The sequence below is a fragment of the Falsigemmobacter intermedius genome (genome assembly GCF_004054105.1).
Lineage (GTDB): Bacteria > Pseudomonadota > Alphaproteobacteria > Rhodobacterales > Rhodobacteraceae > Wagnerdoeblera > Wagnerdoeblera intermedia.
Genome location: NZ_SBLC01000011.1, coordinates 64,010 through 84,351 on the forward strand (window position 1 = coordinate 64,010; position 20,342 = coordinate 84,351).

General features: G+C 63.2%; 22 protein-coding genes. 10 read left to right on the plus strand and 12 right to left on the minus strand.

What is annotated here, in order from left to right; genetic code table 11:
• Window positions 1-125: 125 nt before the first annotated feature.
• The 3 genes from EP867_RS09610 to EP867_RS09620 all read left to right on the plus strand — a co-directional run bounded on the left by EP867_RS09610 (window position 126) and on the right by EP867_RS09620 (window position 2,689).
• The gene (locus EP867_RS09610; RefSeq protein ID WP_241656876.1) at window positions 126-1,712 is read left to right on the plus strand and encodes a flavin monoamine oxidase family protein; all 1,587 of its coding nucleotides are present in this window, start codon (window positions 126-128) and stop codon (window positions 1,710-1,712) included.
• A gap of 24 nt (window positions 1,713-1,736) precedes the next feature.
• Window positions 1,737-2,132 (plus strand): c-type cytochrome, encoded by a 396-nt coding sequence (locus tag EP867_RS09615; protein WP_128488557.1) that lies wholly within the window; start codon window positions 1,737-1,739, stop codon window positions 2,130-2,132.
• Window positions 2,133-2,203: 71 nt separating this feature from the next.
• Window positions 2,204-2,689, plus strand: coding sequence for a RidA family protein (locus EP867_RS09620; protein WP_128488559.1), 486 nt, complete (start codon window positions 2,204-2,206; stop codon window positions 2,687-2,689).
• Window positions 2,690-2,761: 72 nt separating this feature from the next.
• On the opposite strand, the gene EP867_RS09625 is transcribed toward EP867_RS09620, so the two are convergent.
• Genes EP867_RS09625 through EP867_RS09645 form a run of 5 tightly spaced genes read right to left on the minus strand, consistent with a single transcriptional unit; the run spans window position 2,762 to window position 7,611 of the window.
• Window positions 2,762-3,643, minus strand: coding sequence for an ABC transporter permease (locus EP867_RS09625; protein WP_128488561.1), 882 nt, complete (start codon window positions 3,641-3,643; stop codon window positions 2,762-2,764).
• Window positions 3,636-4,415 carry an ABC transporter ATP-binding protein gene (locus tag EP867_RS09630; RefSeq protein WP_128488563.1) on the minus strand — a complete coding sequence of 260 codons (780 nt, stop codon included), beginning with the start codon at window positions 4,413-4,415 and terminating at the stop codon, window positions 3,636-3,638. Before EP867_RS09630 ends, EP867_RS09625 begins: the two co-directional genes overlap by 8 nt.
• Window positions 4,416-4,428: 13 nt before the next feature.
• The gene (locus tag EP867_RS09635; RefSeq protein ID WP_128488565.1) at window positions 4,429-5,448 is read right to left on the minus strand and encodes an ABC transporter substrate-binding protein; all 1,020 of its coding nucleotides are present in this window, start codon (window positions 5,446-5,448) and stop codon (window positions 4,429-4,431) included.
• A gap of 26 nt (window positions 5,449-5,474) precedes the next feature.
• The gene (locus EP867_RS09640) at window positions 5,475-6,668 is read right to left on the minus strand and encodes a CaiB/BaiF CoA transferase family protein (RefSeq protein WP_128488567.1); all 1,194 of its coding nucleotides are present in this window, start codon (window positions 6,666-6,668) and stop codon (window positions 5,475-5,477) included.
• 1 nt (window position 6,669) lies between these two features.
• Window positions 6,670-7,611: a glycine/sarcosine/betaine reductase selenoprotein B family protein gene (locus EP867_RS09645; protein ID WP_128488569.1), complete on the minus strand. Its 942-nt coding sequence runs from the start codon at window positions 7,609-7,611 to the stop codon at window positions 6,670-6,672.
• Window positions 7,612-8,369: 758 nt separating this feature from the next.
• On the opposite strand from EP867_RS09645, the gene EP867_RS09650 reads away from it, so the two are divergent.
• From EP867_RS09650 to EP867_RS09660, 3 genes are all read left to right on the plus strand, one after another.
• A complete protein-coding gene (locus EP867_RS09650) occupies window positions 8,370-8,906 on the plus strand; it encodes a cupin domain-containing protein (RefSeq protein WP_128488571.1) in 537 nt (178 codons plus the stop codon).
• Between the two features lie 278 nt (window positions 8,907-9,184).
• Complete coding sequence (locus tag EP867_RS09655) at window positions 9,185-10,462, plus strand: PQQ-dependent sugar dehydrogenase (protein ID WP_128488573.1); 1,278 nt, start codon at window positions 9,185-9,187, stop codon at window positions 10,460-10,462.
• A 144-nt stretch (window positions 10,463-10,606) separates the two neighbouring features.
• Window positions 10,607-10,864 carry a hypothetical protein gene (locus EP867_RS09660; protein WP_128488575.1) on the plus strand — a complete coding sequence of 86 codons (258 nt, stop codon included), beginning with the start codon at window positions 10,607-10,609 and terminating at the stop codon, window positions 10,862-10,864.
• Between the two features lie 106 nt (window positions 10,865-10,970).
• Here the strand turns inward: EP867_RS09660 and EP867_RS09665 are convergent, their stop codons facing one another.
• Genes EP867_RS09665 through EP867_RS09695 form a run of 7 tightly spaced genes read right to left on the minus strand, consistent with a single transcriptional unit; the run spans window position 10,971 to window position 16,738 of the window.
• On the minus strand, window positions 10,971-12,074 hold the full coding sequence (locus EP867_RS09665; protein WP_128488577.1) for a BatD family protein: 1,104 nt from the start codon (window positions 12,072-12,074) through the stop codon (window positions 10,971-10,973).
• Window positions 12,068-12,670 (minus strand): hypothetical protein, encoded by a 603-nt coding sequence (locus tag EP867_RS09670; protein WP_128488579.1) that lies wholly within the window; start codon window positions 12,668-12,670, stop codon window positions 12,068-12,070. The genes EP867_RS09665 and EP867_RS09670 overlap by 7 nt, the downstream gene beginning before the upstream one ends.
• Entirely contained in the window at window positions 12,667-13,602 is a 936-nt protein-coding gene (locus EP867_RS09675; protein ID WP_128488581.1) for a vWA domain-containing protein, read from the minus strand. Before EP867_RS09675 ends, EP867_RS09670 begins: the two co-directional genes overlap by 4 nt.
• The gene (locus EP867_RS09680) at window positions 13,599-14,549 is read right to left on the minus strand and encodes a VWA domain-containing protein (protein ID WP_380049733.1); all 951 of its coding nucleotides are present in this window, start codon (window positions 14,547-14,549) and stop codon (window positions 13,599-13,601) included. The genes EP867_RS09675 and EP867_RS09680 overlap by 4 nt, the downstream gene beginning before the upstream one ends.
• Window positions 14,540-14,899: a hypothetical protein gene (locus tag EP867_RS09685; RefSeq protein WP_128488583.1), complete on the minus strand. Its 360-nt coding sequence runs from the start codon at window positions 14,897-14,899 to the stop codon at window positions 14,540-14,542. Before EP867_RS09685 ends, EP867_RS09680 begins: the two co-directional genes overlap by 10 nt.
• Entirely contained in the window at window positions 14,896-15,801 is a 906-nt protein-coding gene (locus EP867_RS09690; RefSeq protein ID WP_128488585.1) for a DUF58 domain-containing protein, read from the minus strand. Before EP867_RS09690 ends, EP867_RS09685 begins: the two co-directional genes overlap by 4 nt.
• Window positions 15,785-16,738 (minus strand): AAA family ATPase, encoded by a 954-nt coding sequence (locus EP867_RS09695; protein ID WP_128488698.1) that lies wholly within the window; start codon window positions 16,736-16,738, stop codon window positions 15,785-15,787. Before EP867_RS09695 ends, EP867_RS09690 begins: the two co-directional genes overlap by 17 nt.
• A gap of 262 nt (window positions 16,739-17,000) precedes the next feature.
• Here EP867_RS09695 and gfa point away from each other — a divergent pair, with 262 nt between their 5' ends.
• From gfa to EP867_RS09715, 4 genes are all read left to right on the plus strand, one after another.
• Complete coding sequence (gfa, locus tag EP867_RS09700; protein ID WP_128488587.1) at window positions 17,001-17,582, plus strand: S-(hydroxymethyl)glutathione synthase; 582 nt, start codon at window positions 17,001-17,003, stop codon at window positions 17,580-17,582.
• 121 nt (window positions 17,583-17,703) lie between these two features.
• Entirely contained in the window at window positions 17,704-18,834 is a 1,131-nt protein-coding gene (locus EP867_RS09705) for an S-(hydroxymethyl)glutathione dehydrogenase/class III alcohol dehydrogenase (protein ID WP_128488701.1), read from the plus strand.
• Window positions 18,835-18,936: 102 nt separating this feature from the next.
• On the plus strand, window positions 18,937-19,767 hold the full coding sequence (gene fghA, locus EP867_RS09710; protein WP_128488589.1) for an S-formylglutathione hydrolase: 831 nt from the start codon (window positions 18,937-18,939) through the stop codon (window positions 19,765-19,767).
• Window positions 19,768-19,801: 34 nt separating this feature from the next.
• Window positions 19,802-20,197 (plus strand): c-type cytochrome, encoded by a 396-nt coding sequence (locus EP867_RS09715; RefSeq protein ID WP_128488591.1) that lies wholly within the window; start codon window positions 19,802-19,804, stop codon window positions 20,195-20,197.
• Window positions 20,198-20,342 lie beyond the last annotated feature (145 nt).

The following is a 20,342-nucleotide window of genomic DNA, read 5'->3' on the forward strand; positions in this document are numbered from 1 at the left end:
CCCTGAGGCTGTTACCCGAACGGACTGTGCCCGCCCGGTGGAGGGGCGTGTGCAGCCTGAACGGGTATGAGTGGCTTTCGCGCCGACCGGACCTGAGGGAGGTCGCGCGCTCGGGAGGATGGGAAATGGTGACAATTCCAGGCGGCATCACGCGGCGAAGCCTGCTGGCCATGGTGGGGGCCAGTGCGGGAGCCTCTGCAATGTATGCGGCAATGACCGGCATGGGCCACGCGCGTCCGTCAAATTACGCAGGGCCGGTGAAGCTTGAGGGCGATCCGAAGGGAACTTCCGTGCTGATCCTTGGCGCAGGTCTGGCCGGGATGACCGCCGCGCTGGAACTGCGCAGCGCGGGCTATAAAGTCCGGGTTCTTGAATATCGGGAGAAAGCCGGCGGGCGCTGCTGGACCCTGCGAGGCGGCGATGTCTATACCGAGCTTGGCGGCCATAAGCAGGAAGTCAAATTCGCCGAAGGCAATTACCTTAATGCGGGGCCATGGCGTATCCCCTCGGACCATTATGCGGTTTTAGACTATTGTCGCCGTTTCGGGGTTGAGCTTGAGCCCTTTATCCAGGTCAATTACAACGCCTATGTCCATAACTCTGAGGCCTTTGGCGGCAAGCCACAAAGGTTCAAAGAGATCCAGTCGGATTATCGCGGCCAGATTTCGGAATTGCTGGCCAAGGCGATCAACCAGGACAAGCTCGACGATCTGGTCACGGATGAAGACGCTCAGCTGCTGGTGGAGTCTCTCAAACGTTACGGCGTGCTGAACGACGACCTAGAATATGTGAAATCTGATGCCGTCTCGCTTTATCGCGGCTGGCAGACGGATCCCGGTGGCGGCGAAGGGGCCGAGCCCGTGGCCTCAGATATCATCTCTCTGAGCGATATTCTGCGCGGTAGACTTTGGAATGATCTGATCACCGGCGAATCCATTGACCATCAGTCGGCCATTTTCCAACCCGTTGGCGGGATGGATATGATCGCCAAAGCCTTTGAGAATGAAGTCAAAGACCTGATCACCTATAACGCCAAGGTCATTCGCATAGAGGGTGGTGAAACAGGTGTCAGCGCGACTTTCGTCCCCCGCGAGGGGGATGGCGAAGAGCAGACGGTGACGGCGGATTACTGTATCTGCACCATCCCCTTTTCCATTCTCAGCCAGATTGAGCATAATTTCAGCGCCGATATGACCGAGGCAATCGAAAGCGTGCCCTATGCCTCGTCAATTAAGATTGCTCTGGAATTCAAGCGGCGCTTCTGGGAGCAGGATGAGCATATCTATGGCGGGATCACTTATACCGATCTGCCGATCACGCTGATCTCTTATCCCTCGACAAAATTTCTCAGCGACGGGCCGGGTGTTTTGCTCGCGACCTATTCCTGGGGCGCGGCCTCTTATCAGTTCAACGCCATTGAGCATGAGGAGCGCATTGAGCTTGCCCTGAAATATGGCGAGCAGATCCACCCGCAATACCGTGAGGAATTTTCCAGCGGGGTTTCCGTCGCCTGGCACCGTGTGCCCTGGGTCCTGGGCTGCTACGGCGAATGGCGCGATATGGCCACCCATTACCCCCAGGCCCTGAAGATGGATCAGCGCGTCCTGATGGCCGGGGAGCATATGTCCTATCTGCCTGCCTGGCAGGAAGGCGCGATCCTCTCGGCTCTCAATGCAATTGAGCGGCTCCATAAGGTCGTCACGAAGGCCTGAGCGCGCGCAGGAAAGGAACGGAAAATGAAAACTATTCTGACTGCCGCCACGCTCATCGCCACTCTGGCTGTTTCGGGCGCAGCCGTGGCACAGGACTTCGTGCAAAGCGGCACAACACCCACCCTGCCGCAACGCGAGGGTCAGGCGATCTACAATGCCGTCTGCTCCGGCTGCCACATGGCCGATGGCCGGGGAGCTGAAGGGGCGGGCGCTTACCCGCCTCTTGCAAACAGCGATTTCGTGGAATCCCCGGATGCCGTGATCGCCTGGGTGCTGAACGGCTATCGGGCGATGCCTCCTTTGGGCAGCATCATGGATGATGAGCAGGTGGCTGAGGTGGTGAACTATGTCCGCCACAACCTGGGCAACAGCTATGAAGGCAGCTCCACAGCCGCCGATGTACAGGCCATGCGCGAGTAACATCGCAATCCCGCCAGCCGCGCCCCCGCCCCGGCGCAGGCCGATACTTTTTCTGATGACAGGACCTCGCTATGAAACGCATCTCTCTCTCCGCAGCCCTCCTGTGCCTTTTGCCGCTGAGCGCCCCCGCTCAGGAGGTGATCCGGCACAAGACCCCCGGCTCTGATTTTCCCATCGCGCGGGCGGTTGAGGTTCCCGGCGGGGCCACGACGGTCTATGTCAGCGGCGCGGTCCCGCAGCCGGCCGATCCTGCGGCAGATGCCGCCACCGCAGAGGCCTGGGGGGATACGAAAACCCAGACGATCTCGGTCCTGAAAGGCATTGAGGCGACCCTGAAAGATCTGAACCTCACCATGGGGGATGTGGTGAAGATGCAGGTCTTCCTGGTCGCGCCCGAAGGGGCTGCGGCCGACTTTTCGGGCTTTATGGAGGGATATACCCAGTTCTTCGGCACGGCCGACCAGCCGAACCTGCCCGCGCGTTCAGCGATGATCGTTGATGCGCTCGTTCACCCGCGCTGGCTGGTTGAGATTGAGGTCACGGCCGTCCGCCCCTGATCTCTCTGCCCTGAACGGAAAAGAGCCGCTGCCTTCCCGACAGCGGCTCTTTTCTTTTCCTCAGGCCCGGTTTCATCCGTGGCTCATACCCCAGCGGGCGATGGTGCGCCGCTCGATCACGCGGAAGACAAAGTTGTCGATCACAAGGCCCACGATAATCACCGACAAAAGACCGGCAAAAACCGACGGGATCTCAAGGATGTTTTTGTTTTCAAATACATACCAGCCGAGGCCGCCACCGCCTGCGGTCGCACCAAAGACCAGTTCGGCCGCGATCAGCGTGCGCCAGGCGAAGGCCCAGCCGATCTTCAGTCCGGCGAGGATCGAGGGGAAGGCCGCCGGGATCATCACCTTAAAGACCAGCGGCAGCCCGCGCAGACCATAGTTGCGCCCGACCATCCGAAGGGTCGGCGACACCGCCGTAAAGCCCGAATGCGTATTCAGCGCCACCGGCCAGAGCACCGAATGGATCAGCACGAAAATGATCGAGCCCATGCCAAGACCGAACCACAAAAGCGCCAGCGGCAGCAGGGCAATGGCCGGCAGCGGGTTGAACATCGCCGTCATGGTTTCCAGAATGTCGTTGCCGATCTTCGTGCTGATCGCCGCCACGGACATCAGCGCCGCCAGAATGATGCCGCCGAAATAGCCCACCAGCAGCAGCTTCAGCGAACCCCAGGTGGCCGTCAGGAGCTTTCCGTTGCTGATCCCCTCGGCCATAGCCTGAAGCGTGGCGGTGAAGGTCGGGAACAAAAGCTCATTGTCGGCCCAGCGGGCATAGCCTTCCCAGAAGAGCGCGATCGCGATCAGGATCAGAGCTTTGCGCAAAGCACCGATGGACCAGAGCCGTTCAAACACCGTCAGGCGGCGGCGTTCGATCACCAGATCCGCCGGGGCCTGAGAGGTGTTCTCTTCGCGAATGATGAAGGGCGTTGCGGTGACGGGCTCAGCCATGGGCCTCTGCTCCCTTCTGCTCATTTTCAAACAGCATGTCGTGAATGATCTCTGACATTTTGCGCCCCGTTGCCGGGTCCACACGGTCCTCGCCGTCCGAGATCATCTCGGCGCGCACGCGGCCCGGGTGCGGCGACAGCAGCAGAATGCGGTTGCCGATGCGGATCGCCTCTGAGATCGAGTGGGTCACGAAAAGAACGGTGAATTTCGTATCTTCCCAAAGCTGCAGCAGTTCATCCTGCATCTGCACCCGGGTCAGCGCGTCAAGCGCCGCAAAGGGTTCATCCATAAGCAGAATATCAGGCTCCATCGCCATGCCGCGCGCGATGGCCACGCGCTGCTTCATGCCGCCCGACAGTTGGTGAGGATGGCTGTCGGCAAATTTCGTCAGCCGCACCTTGTCGATATAGTGAAGCGCGCGTTCACGCGCCTCACGTTTGTTCAGACGGCCACTGGCGGTCAGCGAGAACATCACATTCTCCAGCACCGTCTTCCAGGGCAGCAGCTGGTCGAATTCCTGAAACACCATCATCCGGTCGGGGCCGGGCTGCGAGATGCGCCGCCCGTTCAGGCTCATCTGACCCTCCGTCGGGTTCAGATAGCCGCCCACCGCCTTCAGAAGCGTGGATTTTCCACAGCCCGAGGGCCCGAGAAGGATGAAACGATCCGACTTATTGACGTCAAAGCTGACACGATAAGTGGCGGTGATGAGCGACTCCGGGGTCTTATATTGCAGCGTGACGCCGTCGACGTTCAGCAGTTTCGTCTCCATCGGGCCTGACCTTTCAGTTGCCGTTCAGTTCGTGGAGTTCCGGGAAGAACAGGTCTTTCCAGTCTTCCGGGACAGTCTTGATCGCGCCGACGTCTTTAAAGAGGCCGAGCAGTTTGACCACATTGGTCGGCGTGACGGTATAGCCCATCCGCGGATCAGCGATCAGTTTTGCGGTCTCTTCAACCGAGTCTTTGGTATTGTTCAGCGCTGCGAGATAGATCTTCGCGGCCTCTTCCGGGTTTTCGTTGATGAAGTTCACCGAGTCTTTCAGCGCCTCATGGACGGCGGTGAAGGTTTTCGGGTTGGCATCGCGGAATTTCGTGGTGGCCATAAGCACGGTGCCGGTGGCAGGCTCGCCGCCCTGCACATCCTCAGCACTCAGGATGACTTTCGCACCGTCAATGCGGGCGGTCTCCCAAACCTCAAAGGGCGGTGCCGTGAAATGCGAATCCACACCAGAGCCGCTCGATTGCAGCGCCGCATAGGCATCGGGATGCGCCATGGTGACGGTCATCTGGTCAAAGCGGTTGATCTGATCGGGGCCGAATTTCTGCAGGGCCGCAATCTTCAGCGCCAGGGCCTGGGGTGATGTGCCGACAGCCGGAACCGCAATTTTGGTGTCGAGCGGCAGATCTTCGAGCTTTTCCACGCCCGGCAGGCGGGTCACGAGGTTCAGCACGTTATAGGCCTGCGCGCCCAGCGATTTCACCTGGCCTTTGGTCTTGTCCCAAAGAACCGCAAAGCCCGAGGTGCCGGTGGAGGCCACATGCAGGCTGCCCGAGAGCAGCCCGTCGATCATGGCCGAAGACCCCGCGAGGCTGATCCAGTTCACCTTGGTGTCCGGCAGACCCTGGGCCGCAAGCTGCTTTTCGATAAACTGCTGATCTTTCATGATCATCAGCGGCAGATGCGAGAGCGAAAACTGGTTTGCCAGCGTCACTTCCGACACTTCTGCCGAGGCAGGTGCCGCAAAGGCCAGACTGGTGCCGAGGGCGATCCCGGCAAGGAAGGTGCGAAAACGGGTCTCAGTCATAGTGATCTCCCTGAAAAGTGGTCCGCTTAAAGCGCGCCTGCGCTGCGGAAAGCGGAGATTTCGTCCGGGCTGAAGCCCGCCTCGGTCAGAATGTCGTCGTTGTCAGCCCCCGCCGCCACAGGGGCGCGGGTGATCTGCCCCGGCCCCTTCGCGGTGCGGAAGCCGGGGCCTGCAAAGGTCATCGGACCATGCTCAGAGGGCACGGTCTGCAGGAAGCCGCGCGCCTGAACCTGCGGATGCTGCAGCGTTTCATCGATGCTCAGGATGACCGAGCAGGGCACATCCGCGGCGGTCAGCTTTGCGGCCCAGGCCTCAGGCGTGCCCTCGCGCATCGCGCCTTCGATGATCGCGCGAAGGTCCCCGGCGTGATCGCTGCGCGACTGCCAGTCGGCAAAGCGCGGGTCCGAAAGCGTATCCGCACGGCCGATGGTCTCCATCAGGCGCACGTATTGCTTCTCCAGCAGGATCGCCAGCATCAGATATCCGCCGCCGCAGGCAAAGCGGTCCGCCGTGACTTTACGGGTAACCGACAGATTGCCATATTGCTGCGCCACGATCCCGGCCATGGTGACCTCTGAGACCTGCTGGGTCAGCACGTTCAGGGTCGATTCCACCATGGAGACATCGAGGAATTCCCCCTCTCCGGTGACCGAGCGGCGGTAAAGTGCGGCCGATACGGCAAAAGCGCCGCTCAGCCCGCCGATCAGGTCGCAGATCGGAATGCCCGTCCGCATCGGCCCGTCTTCGGGGTTGCCGGTCATGGTCATCAGGCCGGTCATCGCCTGAATTTTTCCGTCAAAGGCCGCCGTGCCGCGCTCCGGCCCGTCCTGACCAAAGCCGCTGACCGCGCAATAGATCAGGCGTGGATTGATCTTTTTAAGCGCGTCATAGCCAAAACCCAGACGCTCCATCACGCCGGGGCGGAAGTTTTCCCAGACCACATCGGCATCCGCCACCAGGCGCTCAATGATCTGCCGCGCCTCGGGTTTGCGCAGATCGAGCGTCAGTGAGCGCTTGTTGACATTCACCGAAGCAAAGGCCGGCGCCATATTGCGGGCCACCCACTCAGGCGTGGACTGAAAGCGGCGCTGGTCCTCACCCTCAGGGGGCTCGACTTTGATGACATCCGCGTCCTGGAGCGCGAATTGGTGAGAGCCAAAGGGACCTGCAAAAAACCGCGTGAAATCAAGGATGCGGACGCCCTGGAACAATCCTGACATCTCAGCCTTCTTTCTTCAGCGTGTCTTCGCGGATCTGGCGCGCCAGGATGCGGGCCGCCTCGGCCTCTTCCATCAGGGCTTTGATCTGTTCGGGCGTCTGCTGGTGGATGTTTGAGTAATCAAGCTTCCAGGAGTGATCGGCGCGGAACTCTTCGGGAGAGGCCAGCGTCGTGCGCGGACCGGGCGCGTGTTCCAGCAGATCGAGCGCCAGATTGAGCGTGCGAAGCTGGCTTTCGGGATCATTCGGGCGACCGGCGGCATTGCCCAGCGGCATATCCGAGAAGAGAAACCGCGGCGCGCCTGCAAACTCGACGATGTCTTTTGCAGCCCCCATCACCACGGTGACGATGCCGTTCTCCTCAAGATGCCGCGCCACCAGCGTGCAGGTCTGGTGGCAGACCGGGCAGTTCGGCACCAGGATCGCCGCATCGACGCCGTCTTCGCGCAGCCGCTTCAGCAGCTCAGGGGCATCGACCTCCATGGTATGGCGCTGGCTGCGGTTGGTGGGGGCACCGTGGAACCGCCGCGCAATCGCCCCGATCCGGCCCGAGGCCAGAACTTTGCGCAAAGCTTTCAGCGGGAACCAGGCCCCCTGATCGGCCATATCGGCATTCTTGCGGTCAATCCCAACATGCGAGATCCGCAGATCAGGGTCGCTGTCCGTAGGGCCCGAGAAGACCTCGTAGAACTTCGCCGCCGAATTATAGGGCGCGCCAGGACCCTGGGGGCCTTTGTCGGCCTGATAGGGCGCGGCCGTGGTGATCAGCGCCACGGTCATCTCCGCCAGTGGCTTTGACGGACGGGTGAAGGGGGCGTCAGGGTTATGCGCCCATTCGTAGGGCTTGTCGTAGCCGAGACCCAGATACCACTCCCGCGTCCGACGCATATAGCCCAGAGGCTGGGTCAGCGGTCCGGCAAGGCGGGCTTCATCAACTTGGAACATCGGTCTCTCCGGGGCCTGAAACTGGCAGGGTCACCGCGCTGCGGCTCCCCTTGCAAAAGCACCATGCGGGCGCGTGCCGCAAGGACCTGAAACCGCAGGGCGGTAGCAGGAATGTTCAAAGTTAAGGGTAAAAAAGAAATAATAAACTACAAATAATGCTGCTCTGGCAGCTTTTTAACATAAGCCGATCCAGGGCGGCTGGCCTCTTACTTTTTGTGCCGTTCCGACACTCACCGAAGGATAAGAACAAAATTCGCCTTCACGCCCTGCAGAGGGCAGATATTCCGCAGGTCGCCTTCGCTTCGGTCTGTTGCCCCGGAACGCCCCCGCTCCTGACGGCGGCGCAGAGGGAAGAGAGAATTATTCTCCTCCTGGAGCGAAAATTTCCCGGATGAAGCCCCCCGCATTGGCACCAGCCGGAGAATCCTTTGCTGTCTTCAGAGCAGCGCCCCTCATTTCGCCACGGCATCCAGCGTGGCACGAAGCGGTGTCACCCGATTGATATCTCAGGAAAACAAGGCCGAGGGCATCGTGCAGGGTCGCTCTGCCCCATGCCCTGCCCCGTATCGGTTCAGATCGGTCCGGGCAGAAGATTGTTCCCCGCGCCGCGGAGTGCCACCGCGCGGGGGCCGCATTGCAGCCGTGGCGCCAGGCTTGCACAGCCCGCCACGAGAGCGCTAAGTCTTAGAAATAGGGCAGAGACCTTGAGCGCTTTGCCCGAGCGCGGGAGCTTCGCGCTGCGTTAGAAGGAAAGCGTCATGCCGCACGATCATCTGCACGATCACGACCACAGCCACGACCACTCTCACGACCACGCCCATGAGGGTGATGCGCCGAAGTGGAAATACGACGGCGTCCGCGTGATCAAAGGCGACCAGCTCGACAGCAACACCGCCCAGACCCCGGGCATGTTCCGTCAGGCCGCGATCAACCACGCCCGCGTCGGTGCGCAGAAGATCTGGGCCGGCACCGTTGCCATCGCGCCCGATGCCAAGACCGGCGTGCACCACCACGGGCCGCTTGAAAGCGTGATCTATGTCGTCTCCGGCCATGCACGTCTGCGGTGGGGCGACCGCCTTGAGTTCGTGGCCGAAGCAGGTCCGGGCGATTTCATCTACGTCCCGCCCTATGTGCCGCACCAGGAGATCAACGCAGATCCCAGCCAGGTGCTGCAATGCGTGCTGGTGCGTTCAGACAATGAAGCCGTTGTGGTGAATATCACCGATGTGGACCCGGTTGAGCCGCCGGAGAATGTCTATTGGGTGGACCCGATCCACGCGGCTCCGAAAGCCTGACGCACAGGACAGGCCGCAAGGCATCCGATCAGCCCGCACGGCTCTGCGCCCTGCGGGCTTTTTCTTTGCCGCTGCACGAATCCGGCGTCACTGTCCCGGCTCCTCGCGGAAAAAAGGCGACAAACGGCGGAAAGCTGTTAGGCTTTCCTGGCTGCGCTGAGTCTGCTCTGCCCCTCTCATTCGGGGGTCGGGCAGAGCAGACCCCTGGCTGCGGCTTCGCCGGTCAGTCCCTGCCCGGGGCGCGATCGGGCAACATCTCTGGGAGGAGAACATTGAGAATGCCAGCATCCGTCTCACGCTTTCACTACGCGACCGTTTCTGCGCTTGCTCTCGCCGGACTGACCGCGCTGCCGGCCATGGCGGCCGCCCCTGAGCTTGAAATCACCGAAGTCGTCAGCGGGCTCGATCAGTCCTGGGATGTCGCTTTCCTGCCCGACGGCACGATGTTTATCACCGAGAAATGCGACGGCCTCTCGGTCCGTCTGCCCTCGGGAGACATTAAAAAACTGATCGGTATGGAGGGGGCCGAAGGCTTTGCAAGCCCTCAGGAGGATCTCTTCTGCAACGGTCAGGCCGGGATGAATGGTGTGGCTGTCGATCCGGATTTCGCCGGCAACCGCACGATCTATGTCTACTCAGCCTCGAAAAAGGCCGATCCGACCACCAACCGGCTGATGTCTTATAAGGTCGCAGAGGATTTCTCCAATGTCTCCGACCGCACCGATCTGATCGAAGATATCCCCTATAAGCTGAAAGACTCGGATCACCCCTTCGGTGGCTCGGGCGCGCATAACGGCGGGCGGATCCGCTTTAACCCGGTCGATGGCTACCTTTATGTGACCACCGGCGACACCCATAACAGCGAAGTTCCCCAAAGCGGCACGCTGCTGGGCGGCAAGGTGCTGCGGATCAGCAAAGACGGCAAAGCTGCGGCAGAGAACAAGCCGCCGGAAGGATTTGATCCGCGCATCTACACCTATGGCCACCGCAACGTGCAGGGCATCGCCTTCCGCCCCGGCACCGGTCAGCCGGTGATCGCAGAGCATGGCCCCTGGCATTCCGACGAGATCACCGCCCTTGTGGTCGGTGGCAACGGCGGCTGGGATCCGCGCCCCAATCAATCCGGTCGCGGCGACTGCCCGGACAACTATTGCGGCTATTCGCCCAATCAGCATGACGGTATGGACCCGGTTGAGCGGGCGAAATTCATGCCGATGACCGATGTGGCACTCTATCCGGATGCGATGAAACCCGCCTGGAACAACAAGGGCCTCTCGCAGGGCTCCGGCTCGGCAGAGTTCCTCGTCGGCGAGAAGTGGGGCGACTGGAACGGCCGCTTCGCGGTGGGTCTGATGGGCATTGCCTTCGGGGGCACGCCGCTGGGCAACCGCATCGATGTGGTTGAGCTGTCAGAAGATGGCCAGAGCGCGGGCGAAGTCGTCACCATGGAACTGCCGGGCATTGAGGGCCGTTTCCGCGGCCTGACCCTTGGCCCGGACAATGCCCTCTACGCAGTTCTCGAAGAAGGCCAGATCTTCCGTATCGCACCGAAGTAAGAGAACCTCTCTCTCTGCCGGCTGCCCGTCGAAAGGCGGGCAGCCTTTTCTTTTGACCGCAGAGAGCCGCTCTGCTGCCCGAAGGGGAACACCCTGGCCCCTTTGCGGGTTATCCATTACAACTTGCGATCACAGGAGCTTGCGATGACCAGACCAGATCCCCGGCAGGGCCGCCCCGTGGCTGCGTCAGCCGATCCCCTCGCCGATGAGCCGGTCTTTGACCGTGCCCAGGAAGATCTGCCGCTGCTCGATGAGGAGCGGCTGAACCTTGATGATGACGGCAATGTTCTGCCGGGAAATGATCCGATTGATGAGGACCCGAATGACAACGGGGACGAAGAGCAGAACGACCCCGAAGATCTGCGCCGCCGCCGTCTGCTCGGCCAGCCTCTGCAGGAGTGAGGAAAGGCGGAGCGCCCGTCTGGGCCGAAGTCCTTACCGGCGATGCAGTCTCAGGCGCGCCCCTGCGTCTGACAGCCCTGAACGGCAGGGCTCTCCACGCGCTGCCTCAGACCTTTGGCCCGTAAATCTTCAGATCGAGCCGTCGGCGCTGCGCCTCTGACAGGCTGAGCTCTTCCGCAAGGCGCCGCTCTGCAAGCAGATCCCCGCTGCGCCGCGCCTGCCAGAGCGCGAGCCAGCGCCGGAGATCCAGCCGCCGCAACCTTTGCGTGAGCGCCGCTCCCCGCTGCAGCGATCCGAAGCGCCAGAAAGTAATCAGCCCGCCCGCAAACACTCCCGCCAATGCCGCCCCCGCAAGGCCCCACTTCAGCCGCGCCGAGAAGCGGCCCTTGGCCGTCTGGCCGGTGTAGTAGCTCGCATAACCGATGGTAATTGACGGAATTTCAACGGTTTTCATCTCATGTGCGATGGTGTCGAACCAGGGGATGGAGATGGGCTCGAGGACCCCCGGCTCGCCATGCTCGGGTCGGAACTGCCACTCCCAGACCACTTCCGAGACCGGCCCCTCCGGGGTGCGGCGCATCTCACGATGGACCGGCGCGGCGAAGGTGATGAGCCATGGCTCTGAGATCAGCGGCCGCGGGGGCAGATGCTCGGGCAGAGAGCCAAGCGCACGCAGGGTCACACGCCGCGTCACCGCCTCCCCATCGGGCAGACGCGCCGGATCGGCGGAAAGCACGTCCTCAATCTCGACCGCGCGAGCGGCAAATTTCCAGCCGTTCATCATCGGATCGGGATGCGGCGCGACCGAGACCGAGAGCGGCTCTGCCTTCACGCTGGCCTCTGCGCGCTGACCGGCGCGGGTGATAATGGTCAGCTGATGTTCGGCGGGGCCGAAGTGCAAAAGCCCGTCATGACGCGGCCAGATCGCCAGATGGCGCTGCAGGATACGCCAGCTTTTGCCATCGATACGTTCTTCAAACCATTCATCTGCGTGGGTCTGGATCCAGTCAAAGGTCTCACTGGGCGGCAGGATCAGCTTTTCATTGGCGATATGGCGATCATAGCGGCCCCGCAGAATAACCGGAATCATCTGCCCGACGACAGGGCGGTCCAGCGGCTCCGCCAGCTGAAATGTCAGCGAAAATTCCCCCTCCGCCCGCACGGTGAGCGGCCAGAGCAGCAGGATGATGATCAAAAGCCCCCTTACCATGGATCGCCCTCCTCCGGCGGGGTCAGGCCCAGCGACAGGCGGCGCAGATGCTCTTCCGCCAGGCGCAGGCGCAGAAATTCGCCCGGATCATCGGCCAGGGCGGCCAGCCAGGCCTCATCGGCGACGCGCCCGCCCTCGTCCAAAGGCCGCTCCAGTCGGCGCACCCCCTCAACCACGGCGCCGCCATGGGTCTTATAAGCCTCGGCCCTGATGCGGCCCTGGTTATTGGCCTCGCCCACCACCGGCGGATAAAGTGTCGAGACATAGGCCATATTTTCACGCGCCTGACTGTCAGAGGGGTTCACAAAGAGAACCGCGCGAAAATAGGCGACCGACAGCGGATAGGCCCCGACCGAGGCCAGGCTGAGGCCGCGGTTATAGGTGGAATTGCGGCCCGCACGGCGAAAGGCATCGTCGGCCTTCGGATAGTCTCCGGCCAGATAATACCCCACGCCCGCAACGGAGGGATCCCCGGTGATCCGCGCCGCAACGCCTGGCAGGCCCAGCAGAATGGCAAGCCGTGCAAAAGGCGCCGCGCCGCCAAGGGCAAAGGCTGCGATCAGGCAGATCAGGGCGGCGGATGTCAGATATTTCATCCCTCACGCCTCCGGAACAGGGGAAGAAGTGCGATCATTGCCAGCGCCAGAAGCCAGGGCCCGAAATCCTGCAGGGCCGCCGCCGACTGGGGATCGCGCGCCAGACGCAGACGCGCCGCTGAGGCAATGGCCTGAACAAGCTCAGGCGTGGCCGCCTCGGGGAACATCTCGCCGCCCCCCGCCCTCGCAAGGCTGCGCAGTGCCTCAGGCTGCGGTGCGGGCGCACCTTCGGCGCTGGCGGGCAGCGCAAGGCCCCAGACCCGCGCCCCGTCTGAGGCGAGACGGCGGGCCTCTTCTGAGGCGCGCTCTCCGATGCCCGCGCCATCGGTGATGACCACCAGATCCGCTCCGCCGATGCCCGGCCCCTCTCCCGTCTCAGGACCGGCAAAAAGGTCGCGCGCCATGGAAAGCGCGATATCGGGGCGCGAGCCTGCAACCGGCATGGTCTGCTGCGACAAAACCGCAATCGTGCCCTCAAGACTTTCCGCATCCGAAGTGGGCGATGAGATCAGATAGGCATCTGCCGCCCAGCCCATCACGCCGACCGGCCGCCCCTCGGCGCTTTGCAACAGCCGCATCGCCGCCGTCTGCAGCCCCGCCAGCGCGACCGGAGAGGCAACGACCGAGGGCGACAGATCCAGCAGAAGCAACAAAGGATCGAGCCTGCGATATTCCGCCTGGCCCGCACGCGGCACCGCAGGGCCGGAGAGGGCCACGATCAGGAGCGCCCCCGCGAGCGGCAGCCAGAGCCGCAGCCGACCCGCCTCACCAGGCCGCAGCCAGCCATCCCGCTGCAAAAGGACCAGCATCTGCGGCGAGATCACCCGCGCCCAGCCGCCATGGGGCGACTGCCGCCAGAGCCGCCAGGCCAGAGCCGCCAGCGGCAGCAGCGCCGCCAGCCACCAGGGCCGCAGGAAGATCAGCTCCGTCATGTCGGCCGCCTCCATATCAGCACCCCCAGAAGCAGCAGCGCCAGCCCCGCAGGCCAGGGCCAGAGCCCCTGATAGACCGCAACCGGCGGGCGCAACGCAGGGTTCGGCTCCAGCGCGTCCAGCGTCTCCGCCATGGCCTGAAGATCCTCAAGGGTGCGCACGCGGAAGGTCTCGCCCCCGGCGATCTCGGCAATCTCACGCAGGGTCGCAATATCGACGGCATCGCGGGAGGTGGGCCGCGTCTCAAGATCCTCGGGCCCGAGGGCCACGCTGTGAATGCGGATGCCATGCCCCGCTGACAGCCGCGCCACTTCGCGTGCATCAATCCGCGCGGCGGTGTCGCGCCCGTCCGAGAAGAGCACGATCACCCGCGACTGCGCATCTGAGGCAAGGCTGCGCTTCAATGCCAGGCCCAGCCCGTCTGAAATCGCGGTCGAACGGCCGGTCAGCCCGATCACCGCTTCATCGAGAGCGCGCACCACGGCGTTGAGATCATGGCTCAGCGGGCTCGAGACATAGGCGCGATCGGCAAAAACGATCAGCCCCACCCGGTCGCCCTGGCGGGCGCGGATAAACTCTCCCGCCACCCGGCGCACCGCCGTCAGCCGCGAGACGGTTTCGCCATCGAGCGAAAAATCCTCGGTCGCCATGGAGCCGGACATATCGAGCACCAGCAGAATGTCGCGCCCCGTCGCGCTGCGATCCGGGCGCAGTTCCACCCTTTGCGGCTGGGCCAGAGCCAGAACCAGCAGGGCCCAGATCAGAAGGGCCAGCCCGCCGCGCCCGCGCAGCGGGTTCAGCCGTGCAGGCGCGCGGCCTTCGCGGCTCAGCCCTTCGGGCAGTTCTAGGCTGCTGCTGCCACTGCTGCGCGGCGGTAAAAGCTGCACCAGCAGCGGCAGAAACAGCAGAAGTCCGGCGACCGGAAGGGCAAAACTGATCAAAGCCACCGCCCTCTTCCTCGCGCCAGCCGGTCGGCCAGGGCCTCAGGCGTGGCCCCCGGATCCCGGGCATAAAGCGCCCTCTGTTCCTCAGGGGTCAGACCGGTGCCCTGCTGGGCCGCAAGCTCTGCCAGGGCCAGCATTCCCTCACCGGGGGGAAGCGCGCGGGCGGCTTTGGCACGCGCCCGCGCTGAGGGCGGCACTGTCCTGCGCGTCAGCGCGGGGGCAATCAGCCAGAACACCAGCCCAAAACCCAGCAGACCGAGGCCAAACGCGAGCAGAAGATCGGCCGGACCTGCGGTGGTGAAAGCCTCCGGCAGGCGCGGCGGATGCAGGCGGGCCACGACCTCAGCGCTCATGCCGCGGCCCCCGCAGTCAGATTGTCCGCGGCGATCCTTGCGACCTTCAACCCGGGCAGATGCAGATCGGAGGCCCGGCGGCTTCGGCTCTCAGGCAGCGACTGAAGAGACAGAAGTTCCGCCTCAGTACGGCCAGGGCGGCGGGTCGGCAAAGCCTCGGCCGGGGCGGCCCGCTCCAGCGGATCTTCGATCAGTAAAAGCGCGGCCGGACCCCGCTGTGACAGGGCAGCCAGCACGGCCGTCAATCGCGGTCCCGGCTGATCGAGACCACTGGCCAGCGCCACCATCGCCCCGGAGGGCGCATGGCGCAGCGCAGAGGCAAGCTGCTGATCGAGATCAGGCGTGACGGCGCCCGCCGCAGTTGCCGCCAGTGCTGAGGCATGGACCCGGGCGAGATGGGCCGCGATCCGCGACATGCCGCTGTGGCGGGCCCGCGGGCGGGTCACCTCAAGCCCCTGATCCGAGAGCGTCACCAGACCCACCGCGCCTCCGCCGCTCATGGCCTGCCAGCCGAGCCGCATCAGGATCTCTGCCGCCGCCACGGACCGGAAGCGGGCCTGACTTCCCCACAGCATGGGGCGGCGAAAATCGGCAATCAGCAGCAGATTGCCCTCGCGGTCCTCATGAAAGCCGCGCACCTGCGGAGCGCCCGCCCGCGCCGAGGCAGCGGCGTCCAGAAAGCGCGGATCATCCCCTTCGGCAAAGGGGCGCAGCTCGCGGATGACATGGCCCTGCCCCGCCGCACGGGTGGCGGTCACACCGGGGCGCCGGGCAAGCGCCAGGGCCGGAATTTCCTGCGGCAGCGGCGGCGCGAACTCCAGCGCCAGCAGTGCAGCGACGGTGACCTGATCGCCACTCAGCCCGAGGGGGCCGGGGCGCGGGCCTTTACCAGGGACGGACATGATCAAGCAGCCGCGCAATCAGATCCCGCCCGCTCACCCCCTCTGAGGTGGCGCGCCAGCCGGGAATAATCCGGTGCCCGAGGGCATCCGGGGCGAGGGCAGTGACATCTTCGGGCAGCGCATGATCGCGCCCCATCAGCGCCGCCCGCGCCCGCGCCCCGGCGGCAAGCGCCAGAGAGCCGCGCGGCGAGACCGCATGGCCCACCAATCCCTCCAGCGGACCGCCTTCGGTCTCGCGGGTGCCGACCACCAGACGCACGATATAGTCTCGCAGCGCCGGAGCGAGGTGGATCTGCGCCACATGAGCACGGGCCGCACGGATCGCCCCGGCGTCCAGCCGGGTTCCGCGGCTCTGGCTCTGAGGCGTTTGCGACAGGCCCTCAGCCTCGACCAGATCCAGGATGGCGCGTTCGGCCTCAAGCCCCGGCAAAGCCAGATCGACATGGAGCAGAAAGCGGTCAAGCTGCGCTTCGGGCAGCGGAAAAGTGCCCTCATGCTCAATCGGGTTCTGGGTGGCGACGACCAGGAAGGGGTCGGGCAGCGGGCGGGTTTCACCCCCACTGGTCACCTGACGTTCGGCCATGGCCTCCAGCAGCGCGGACTGCACTTTTGGGGGGGCGCGGTTGATCTCATCGACCAGCACCAGGTTGTGAAAAAGCGGCCCCTCCCGAAAGCTGAAGGCGCCGCTGTCGGGATGATAGACCTGGGTGCCGGTGATGTCTGACGGCATCAGATCCGGTGTGCACTGCACACGCGCAAAGCTGCCCGAGAGCCCCGCCGAGAGCAGCTTCACTGCCCGGGTTTTCGCCAGACCAGGCGGCCCCTCAATGAGCACATGGCCCGAAGTGAGCAGCGCAATCAGCAGACGGTCGGTGAGATATTCGTGCCCCACAAGGCCCGCGCGCAGATCCGCGGCCAGTGCGATCAGCGGAGCCATTTCTGTGCTCTCCTGACCCGCAGGCGGGGCAGCAACCAGGGTTGCTTCCTTCATCGTCAGTCCTCCCAATCAGACCTCCGGGGGAAGAGTGGCGCGTTTGACAGGCTCCGCCAAATGTTTTCAGCCCCGCCTCTCTCATGCTTTAGGCTGAGGCTCTGGGCACCGGCGGCGCCCCGCTCCTCCACCCTTTTGCTGAATTGCGCGGTCTGCGGCTGCGGCCGACACTCGCTGCGATCGGTCCGATTCAGGAGGAGGGCAGACTGTGACTTATGAGAATGTGAAGATTCACCCGGCGGTGGATGGTGGCGTCAAAAAAGGTCGTGCGGATTTCGCAGGCGGCACGCTGCACTGCAACTGCGCCAGCGAACGCGTTGAGGTGAAAGTGGCGGCCCAGACCGCGCATAACCACGTCTGTGGCTGCACCAAATGCTGGAAGCCCGAAGGCGCCATCTTCAGCCAGGTGGCTGTCGTGGGGCGCGATGCGCTCAGCGTCACGGCCAATGGCCATAAGCTGAAGATCGTCAATGAAGCGGCTCCCATCCAGCGTTATGCCTGCTCGGGCTGCGGCGCACATATGTATGGCCGCATCGAAAACACCGGCCATCCGTTCTACGGCCTTGATTTTGTCCATACCGAACTCTCCGATCAGGACGGCTGGAGCGAGCCGCAGTTTGCTGCTTTCGTCTCCTCGGTCATCGAATCCGGTGTTGAGCCGTCGCGGATGGGCGATATCCGCGCCCGTCTGAAAGAACTGGGCCTTGAGCCCTATGACGCGCTTTCGCCGCCGCTGATGGATGCGATTGCGACCCATGTCGCGAAACAATCAGGCGCTTTGAAAGCCTGATCTGCTTTCTCCCGACAGGGCCGGGACCGGCGTTCACGCCGCCCGGCCCTGCTGTGTCTGAACCGATCCGGGGATCTGTCCCCGCCCTTTGAGCAAGTCGAACCGCAGGAGAATATCCATGATGCGCACCCGTGCCGCCGTCGCCCTCGCCGCTGGCAAACCCCTTGAGATCATGGAGGTGAACCTCGAAGGCCCGAAGAAGGGCGAGGTCCTCATTGAAATTAAAGCCACCGGCCTTTGCCACACCGATGAATTCACCCGTTCGGGTGCCGACCCGGAGGGCATCTTCCCCTGCATTCTGGGCCATGAAGGCGCAGGCGTTGTCATTGAGGTCGGTGAAGGCGTCACCACGCTGAAGCCGGGCGATCACGTCATCCCGCTCTACACCCCGGAATGCCGCGAGTGCCCCTCGTGCCTGTCGCAGAAGACCAACCTCTGCACCTCGATCCGCTCGACCCAGGGCCAGGGCCTGATGCCCGATGGCACCACCCGCTTCTCGATGCTCGATGGCACCCCGATCTATCACTACATGGGCTGCTCGACCTTCGCCAATCACACCGTCATGCCGGAAATCGCGCTGGCGAAAGTGGATCCGGCCGCGCCCTTCGATAAGATCTGCTACATCGGCTGCGGCGTCACCACCGGCATCGGTGCCGTGCTCAACACCGCTAAGGTTGAGATCGGCGCGAAAGCGGTTGTCTTCGGTCTGGGCGGTATTGGTCTGAACGTGATCCAGGGCCTGAAAATGGCCGGGGCCGATATGATCATCGGCGTGGATCTGAACGACGACAAAGAAGAATGGGGCCGCAAATTCGGCATGACCCATTTCGTGAACCCGACCAAGATCGAAGGCTCGGTGGTTCAGCACATCGTTGAGATGACCAAGACCCCCTTCGACCAGATCGGCGGCGCGGATTACTCGTTCGATTGCACCGGCAACGTCAAAGTCATGCGCGACGCGCTGGAATGCACCCACCGCGGCTGGGGTGTTTCGGTGGTTATCGGCGTGGCACCCGCCGGTGCCGAAATCCAGACCCGTCCGTTCCAGCTGGTCACCGGCCGCGTCTGGAAAGGTACGGCCTTTGGCGGCGCACGCGGCCGGACCGATGTGCCGAAAATCGTCGACTGGTACATGCAGGGCAAGATTGAGATCGACTCGATGATTACCCACAAGCTGAAGCTTGAGGATATCAACAAAGGCTTCGATCTGATGCACGAAGGCAAGTCTATCCGCGCCGTCGTCGAATTCTGAGACCCCTGAAAAGCCTGATCCTGCATCCGCTGCGGGATCAGGCGGTCGCGCGGGGGGCGGCTTTTACATCCCCCCCTTGCGCTTCAGCCAAAGGACCCTGCCATGAAAACCCTGTCAGAAAACGCCTCCTTCGGAGGGGTTCAGGGCGTCTATTCACACAGCTCTGACGCCTGCCAGTGCGAGATGACCTTCGCCGTCTACCTGCCGCCCCAGGCCAAACACGGCAAAGTGCCGGTGCTGTGGTTTCTCTCGGGCCTGACCTGCACCCATGAAAACGCCATGACCAAAGCCGGTGCCCAGCAATGGGCAGCCGAAGAAGGCATCGCGCTGATCTTTCCCGACACCTCGCCGCGCGGTGAAGGCGTGGCGAATGATCCGGCCTATGATCTGGGACAGGGCGCGGGTTTCTACGTCAATGCGACCGAGGCCCCCTGGGCGCCACATTTCCGGATGTGGGATTACATCGCCCGTGAACTGCCCGAGCTGGTCTTTGCCGAATTCCCGCTTGATCGCGACGCTCAGGGAATTACCGGGCATTCCATGGGCGGCCATGGCGCGCTGACCCTGGCCCTGACCCATCCTGAGATCTACCGCTCGGTCTCGGCGATCTCGCCCATCGCCAATCCGACCGCCAGCGACTGGGGCCGCAAACAACTGACCGCCTATCTCGGCACGGATGAGAGCAAATGGGCCGCCCATGACGCCTCTCTCCTGCTGGCAGAGAAGGGCTATCCCGGCACCATTATGATCGATCAGGGGGCCAAAGATCAGTTCCTTGATCTGCTGAAACCCGAGGCCCTGGCCACGGCTGCGCTGCTCAAACGCCAGCCGCTGCGCCTTCGGCTGATAGAGACTTACGATCACAGCTATTTTTATGTCGCAAGCGTGATGCAGGACCATGTAAAGTTCCACGCGACAAACCTGCGCGCCTGAGGCACAAAGGGCCCAGGACTATGAGGAGGAAAAGATGATCCGACTGACCGGTGCGCTGACTGCGCTGACCCTGATGAGCCTTGCGCCCGCAGCCTTCGCAGAAGGCGATGTGGAAAAAGGCGCGAAAGTGTTTCGTAAATGCGCCGCCTGCCATACCGCAGAGGCTGATGGCCCGAAGCGGGCCGGACCGAATCTGCATGGTGTGGTCGGCCGTACCGTCGGCTCTTTTGAGGGTTTCGGCTATTCCGATGCTCTGAAAACCGCAGGCGAAGCGGGGGATGTCTGGGATGCTGAGCGCCTGAGCGGCTTCCTGGCCGATCCGAAATCGATGTACAAAGGCCATAAGATGTCCTTTGCCGGCCTGAAGAAAGAAGATGAGCGCACCGATCTCATCGCTTTCCTGAGCGCCCAGGCTACCGCCGCTGAGTGACAGATCCGGCCTCTGCGCCGATCGGGCCGCCCCTTCAGGGGCGGCCTTTTTCATTCGGCGGCCGGGGCCTGCGCCCCCTCTCATACTTTGGTCGCACCGATGCAGCCAGGCGTTGACAGAATCCCGCAGCCCCCGCTTGATAAGA

What these genes read in the sequence shown, in the direction of transcription:
- EP867_RS09610 (WP_241656876.1), top strand. Translation starts at nt 126, where the DNA reads ATGGTGACAATTCCAGGCGGCATCACGCGGCGAAGCCTGCTGGCCATG.
- EP867_RS09615 (WP_128488557.1), top strand. Translation starts at nt 1,737, where the DNA reads ATGAAAACTATTCTGACTGCCGCCACGCTCATCGCCACTCTGGCTGTT.
- EP867_RS09620 (WP_128488559.1), top strand. Translation starts at nt 2,204, where the DNA reads ATGAAACGCATCTCTCTCTCCGCAGCCCTCCTGTGCCTTTTGCCGCTG.
- EP867_RS09625 (WP_128488561.1), bottom strand. Translation starts at nt 3,643, where the DNA reads ATGGCTGAGCCCGTCACCGCAACGCCCTTCATCATTCGCGAAGAGAAC.
- EP867_RS09630 (WP_128488563.1), bottom strand. Translation starts at nt 4,415, where the DNA reads ATGGAGACGAAACTGCTGAACGTCGACGGCGTCACGCTGCAATATAAG.
- EP867_RS09635 (WP_128488565.1), bottom strand. Translation starts at nt 5,448, where the DNA reads ATGACTGAGACCCGTTTTCGCACCTTCCTTGCCGGGATCGCCCTCGGC.
- EP867_RS09640 (WP_128488567.1), bottom strand. Translation starts at nt 6,668, where the DNA reads ATGTCAGGATTGTTCCAGGGCGTCCGCATCCTTGATTTCACGCGGTTT.
- EP867_RS09645 (WP_128488569.1), bottom strand. Translation starts at nt 7,611, where the DNA reads ATGTTCCAAGTTGATGAAGCCCGCCTTGCCGGACCGCTGACCCAGCCT.
- EP867_RS09650 (WP_128488571.1), top strand. Translation starts at nt 8,370, where the DNA reads ATGCCGCACGATCATCTGCACGATCACGACCACAGCCACGACCACTCT.
- EP867_RS09655 (WP_128488573.1), top strand. Translation starts at nt 9,185, where the DNA reads ATGCCAGCATCCGTCTCACGCTTTCACTACGCGACCGTTTCTGCGCTT.
- EP867_RS09660 (WP_128488575.1), top strand. Translation starts at nt 10,607, where the DNA reads ATGACCAGACCAGATCCCCGGCAGGGCCGCCCCGTGGCTGCGTCAGCC.
- EP867_RS09665 (WP_128488577.1), bottom strand. Translation starts at nt 12,074, where the DNA reads ATGGTAAGGGGGCTTTTGATCATCATCCTGCTGCTCTGGCCGCTCACC.
- EP867_RS09670 (WP_128488579.1), bottom strand. Translation starts at nt 12,670, where the DNA reads ATGAAATATCTGACATCCGCCGCCCTGATCTGCCTGATCGCAGCCTTT.
- EP867_RS09675 (WP_128488581.1), bottom strand. Translation starts at nt 13,602, where the DNA reads ATGACGGAGCTGATCTTCCTGCGGCCCTGGTGGCTGGCGGCGCTGCTG.
- EP867_RS09685 (WP_128488583.1), bottom strand. Translation starts at nt 14,899, where the DNA reads ATGAGCGCTGAGGTCGTGGCCCGCCTGCATCCGCCGCGCCTGCCGGAG.
- EP867_RS09690 (WP_128488585.1), bottom strand. Translation starts at nt 15,801, where the DNA reads ATGTCCGTCCCTGGTAAAGGCCCGCGCCCCGGCCCCCTCGGGCTGAGT.
- EP867_RS09695 (WP_128488698.1), bottom strand. Translation starts at nt 16,738, where the DNA reads ATGGCTCCGCTGATCGCACTGGCCGCGGATCTGCGCGCGGGCCTTGTG.
- EP867_RS09705 (WP_128488701.1), top strand. Translation starts at nt 17,704, where the DNA reads ATGCGCACCCGTGCCGCCGTCGCCCTCGCCGCTGGCAAACCCCTTGAG.
- fghA (WP_128488589.1), top strand. Translation starts at nt 18,937, where the DNA reads ATGAAAACCCTGTCAGAAAACGCCTCCTTCGGAGGGGTTCAGGGCGTC.
- EP867_RS09715 (WP_128488591.1), top strand. Translation starts at nt 19,802, where the DNA reads ATGATCCGACTGACCGGTGCGCTGACTGCGCTGACCCTGATGAGCCTT.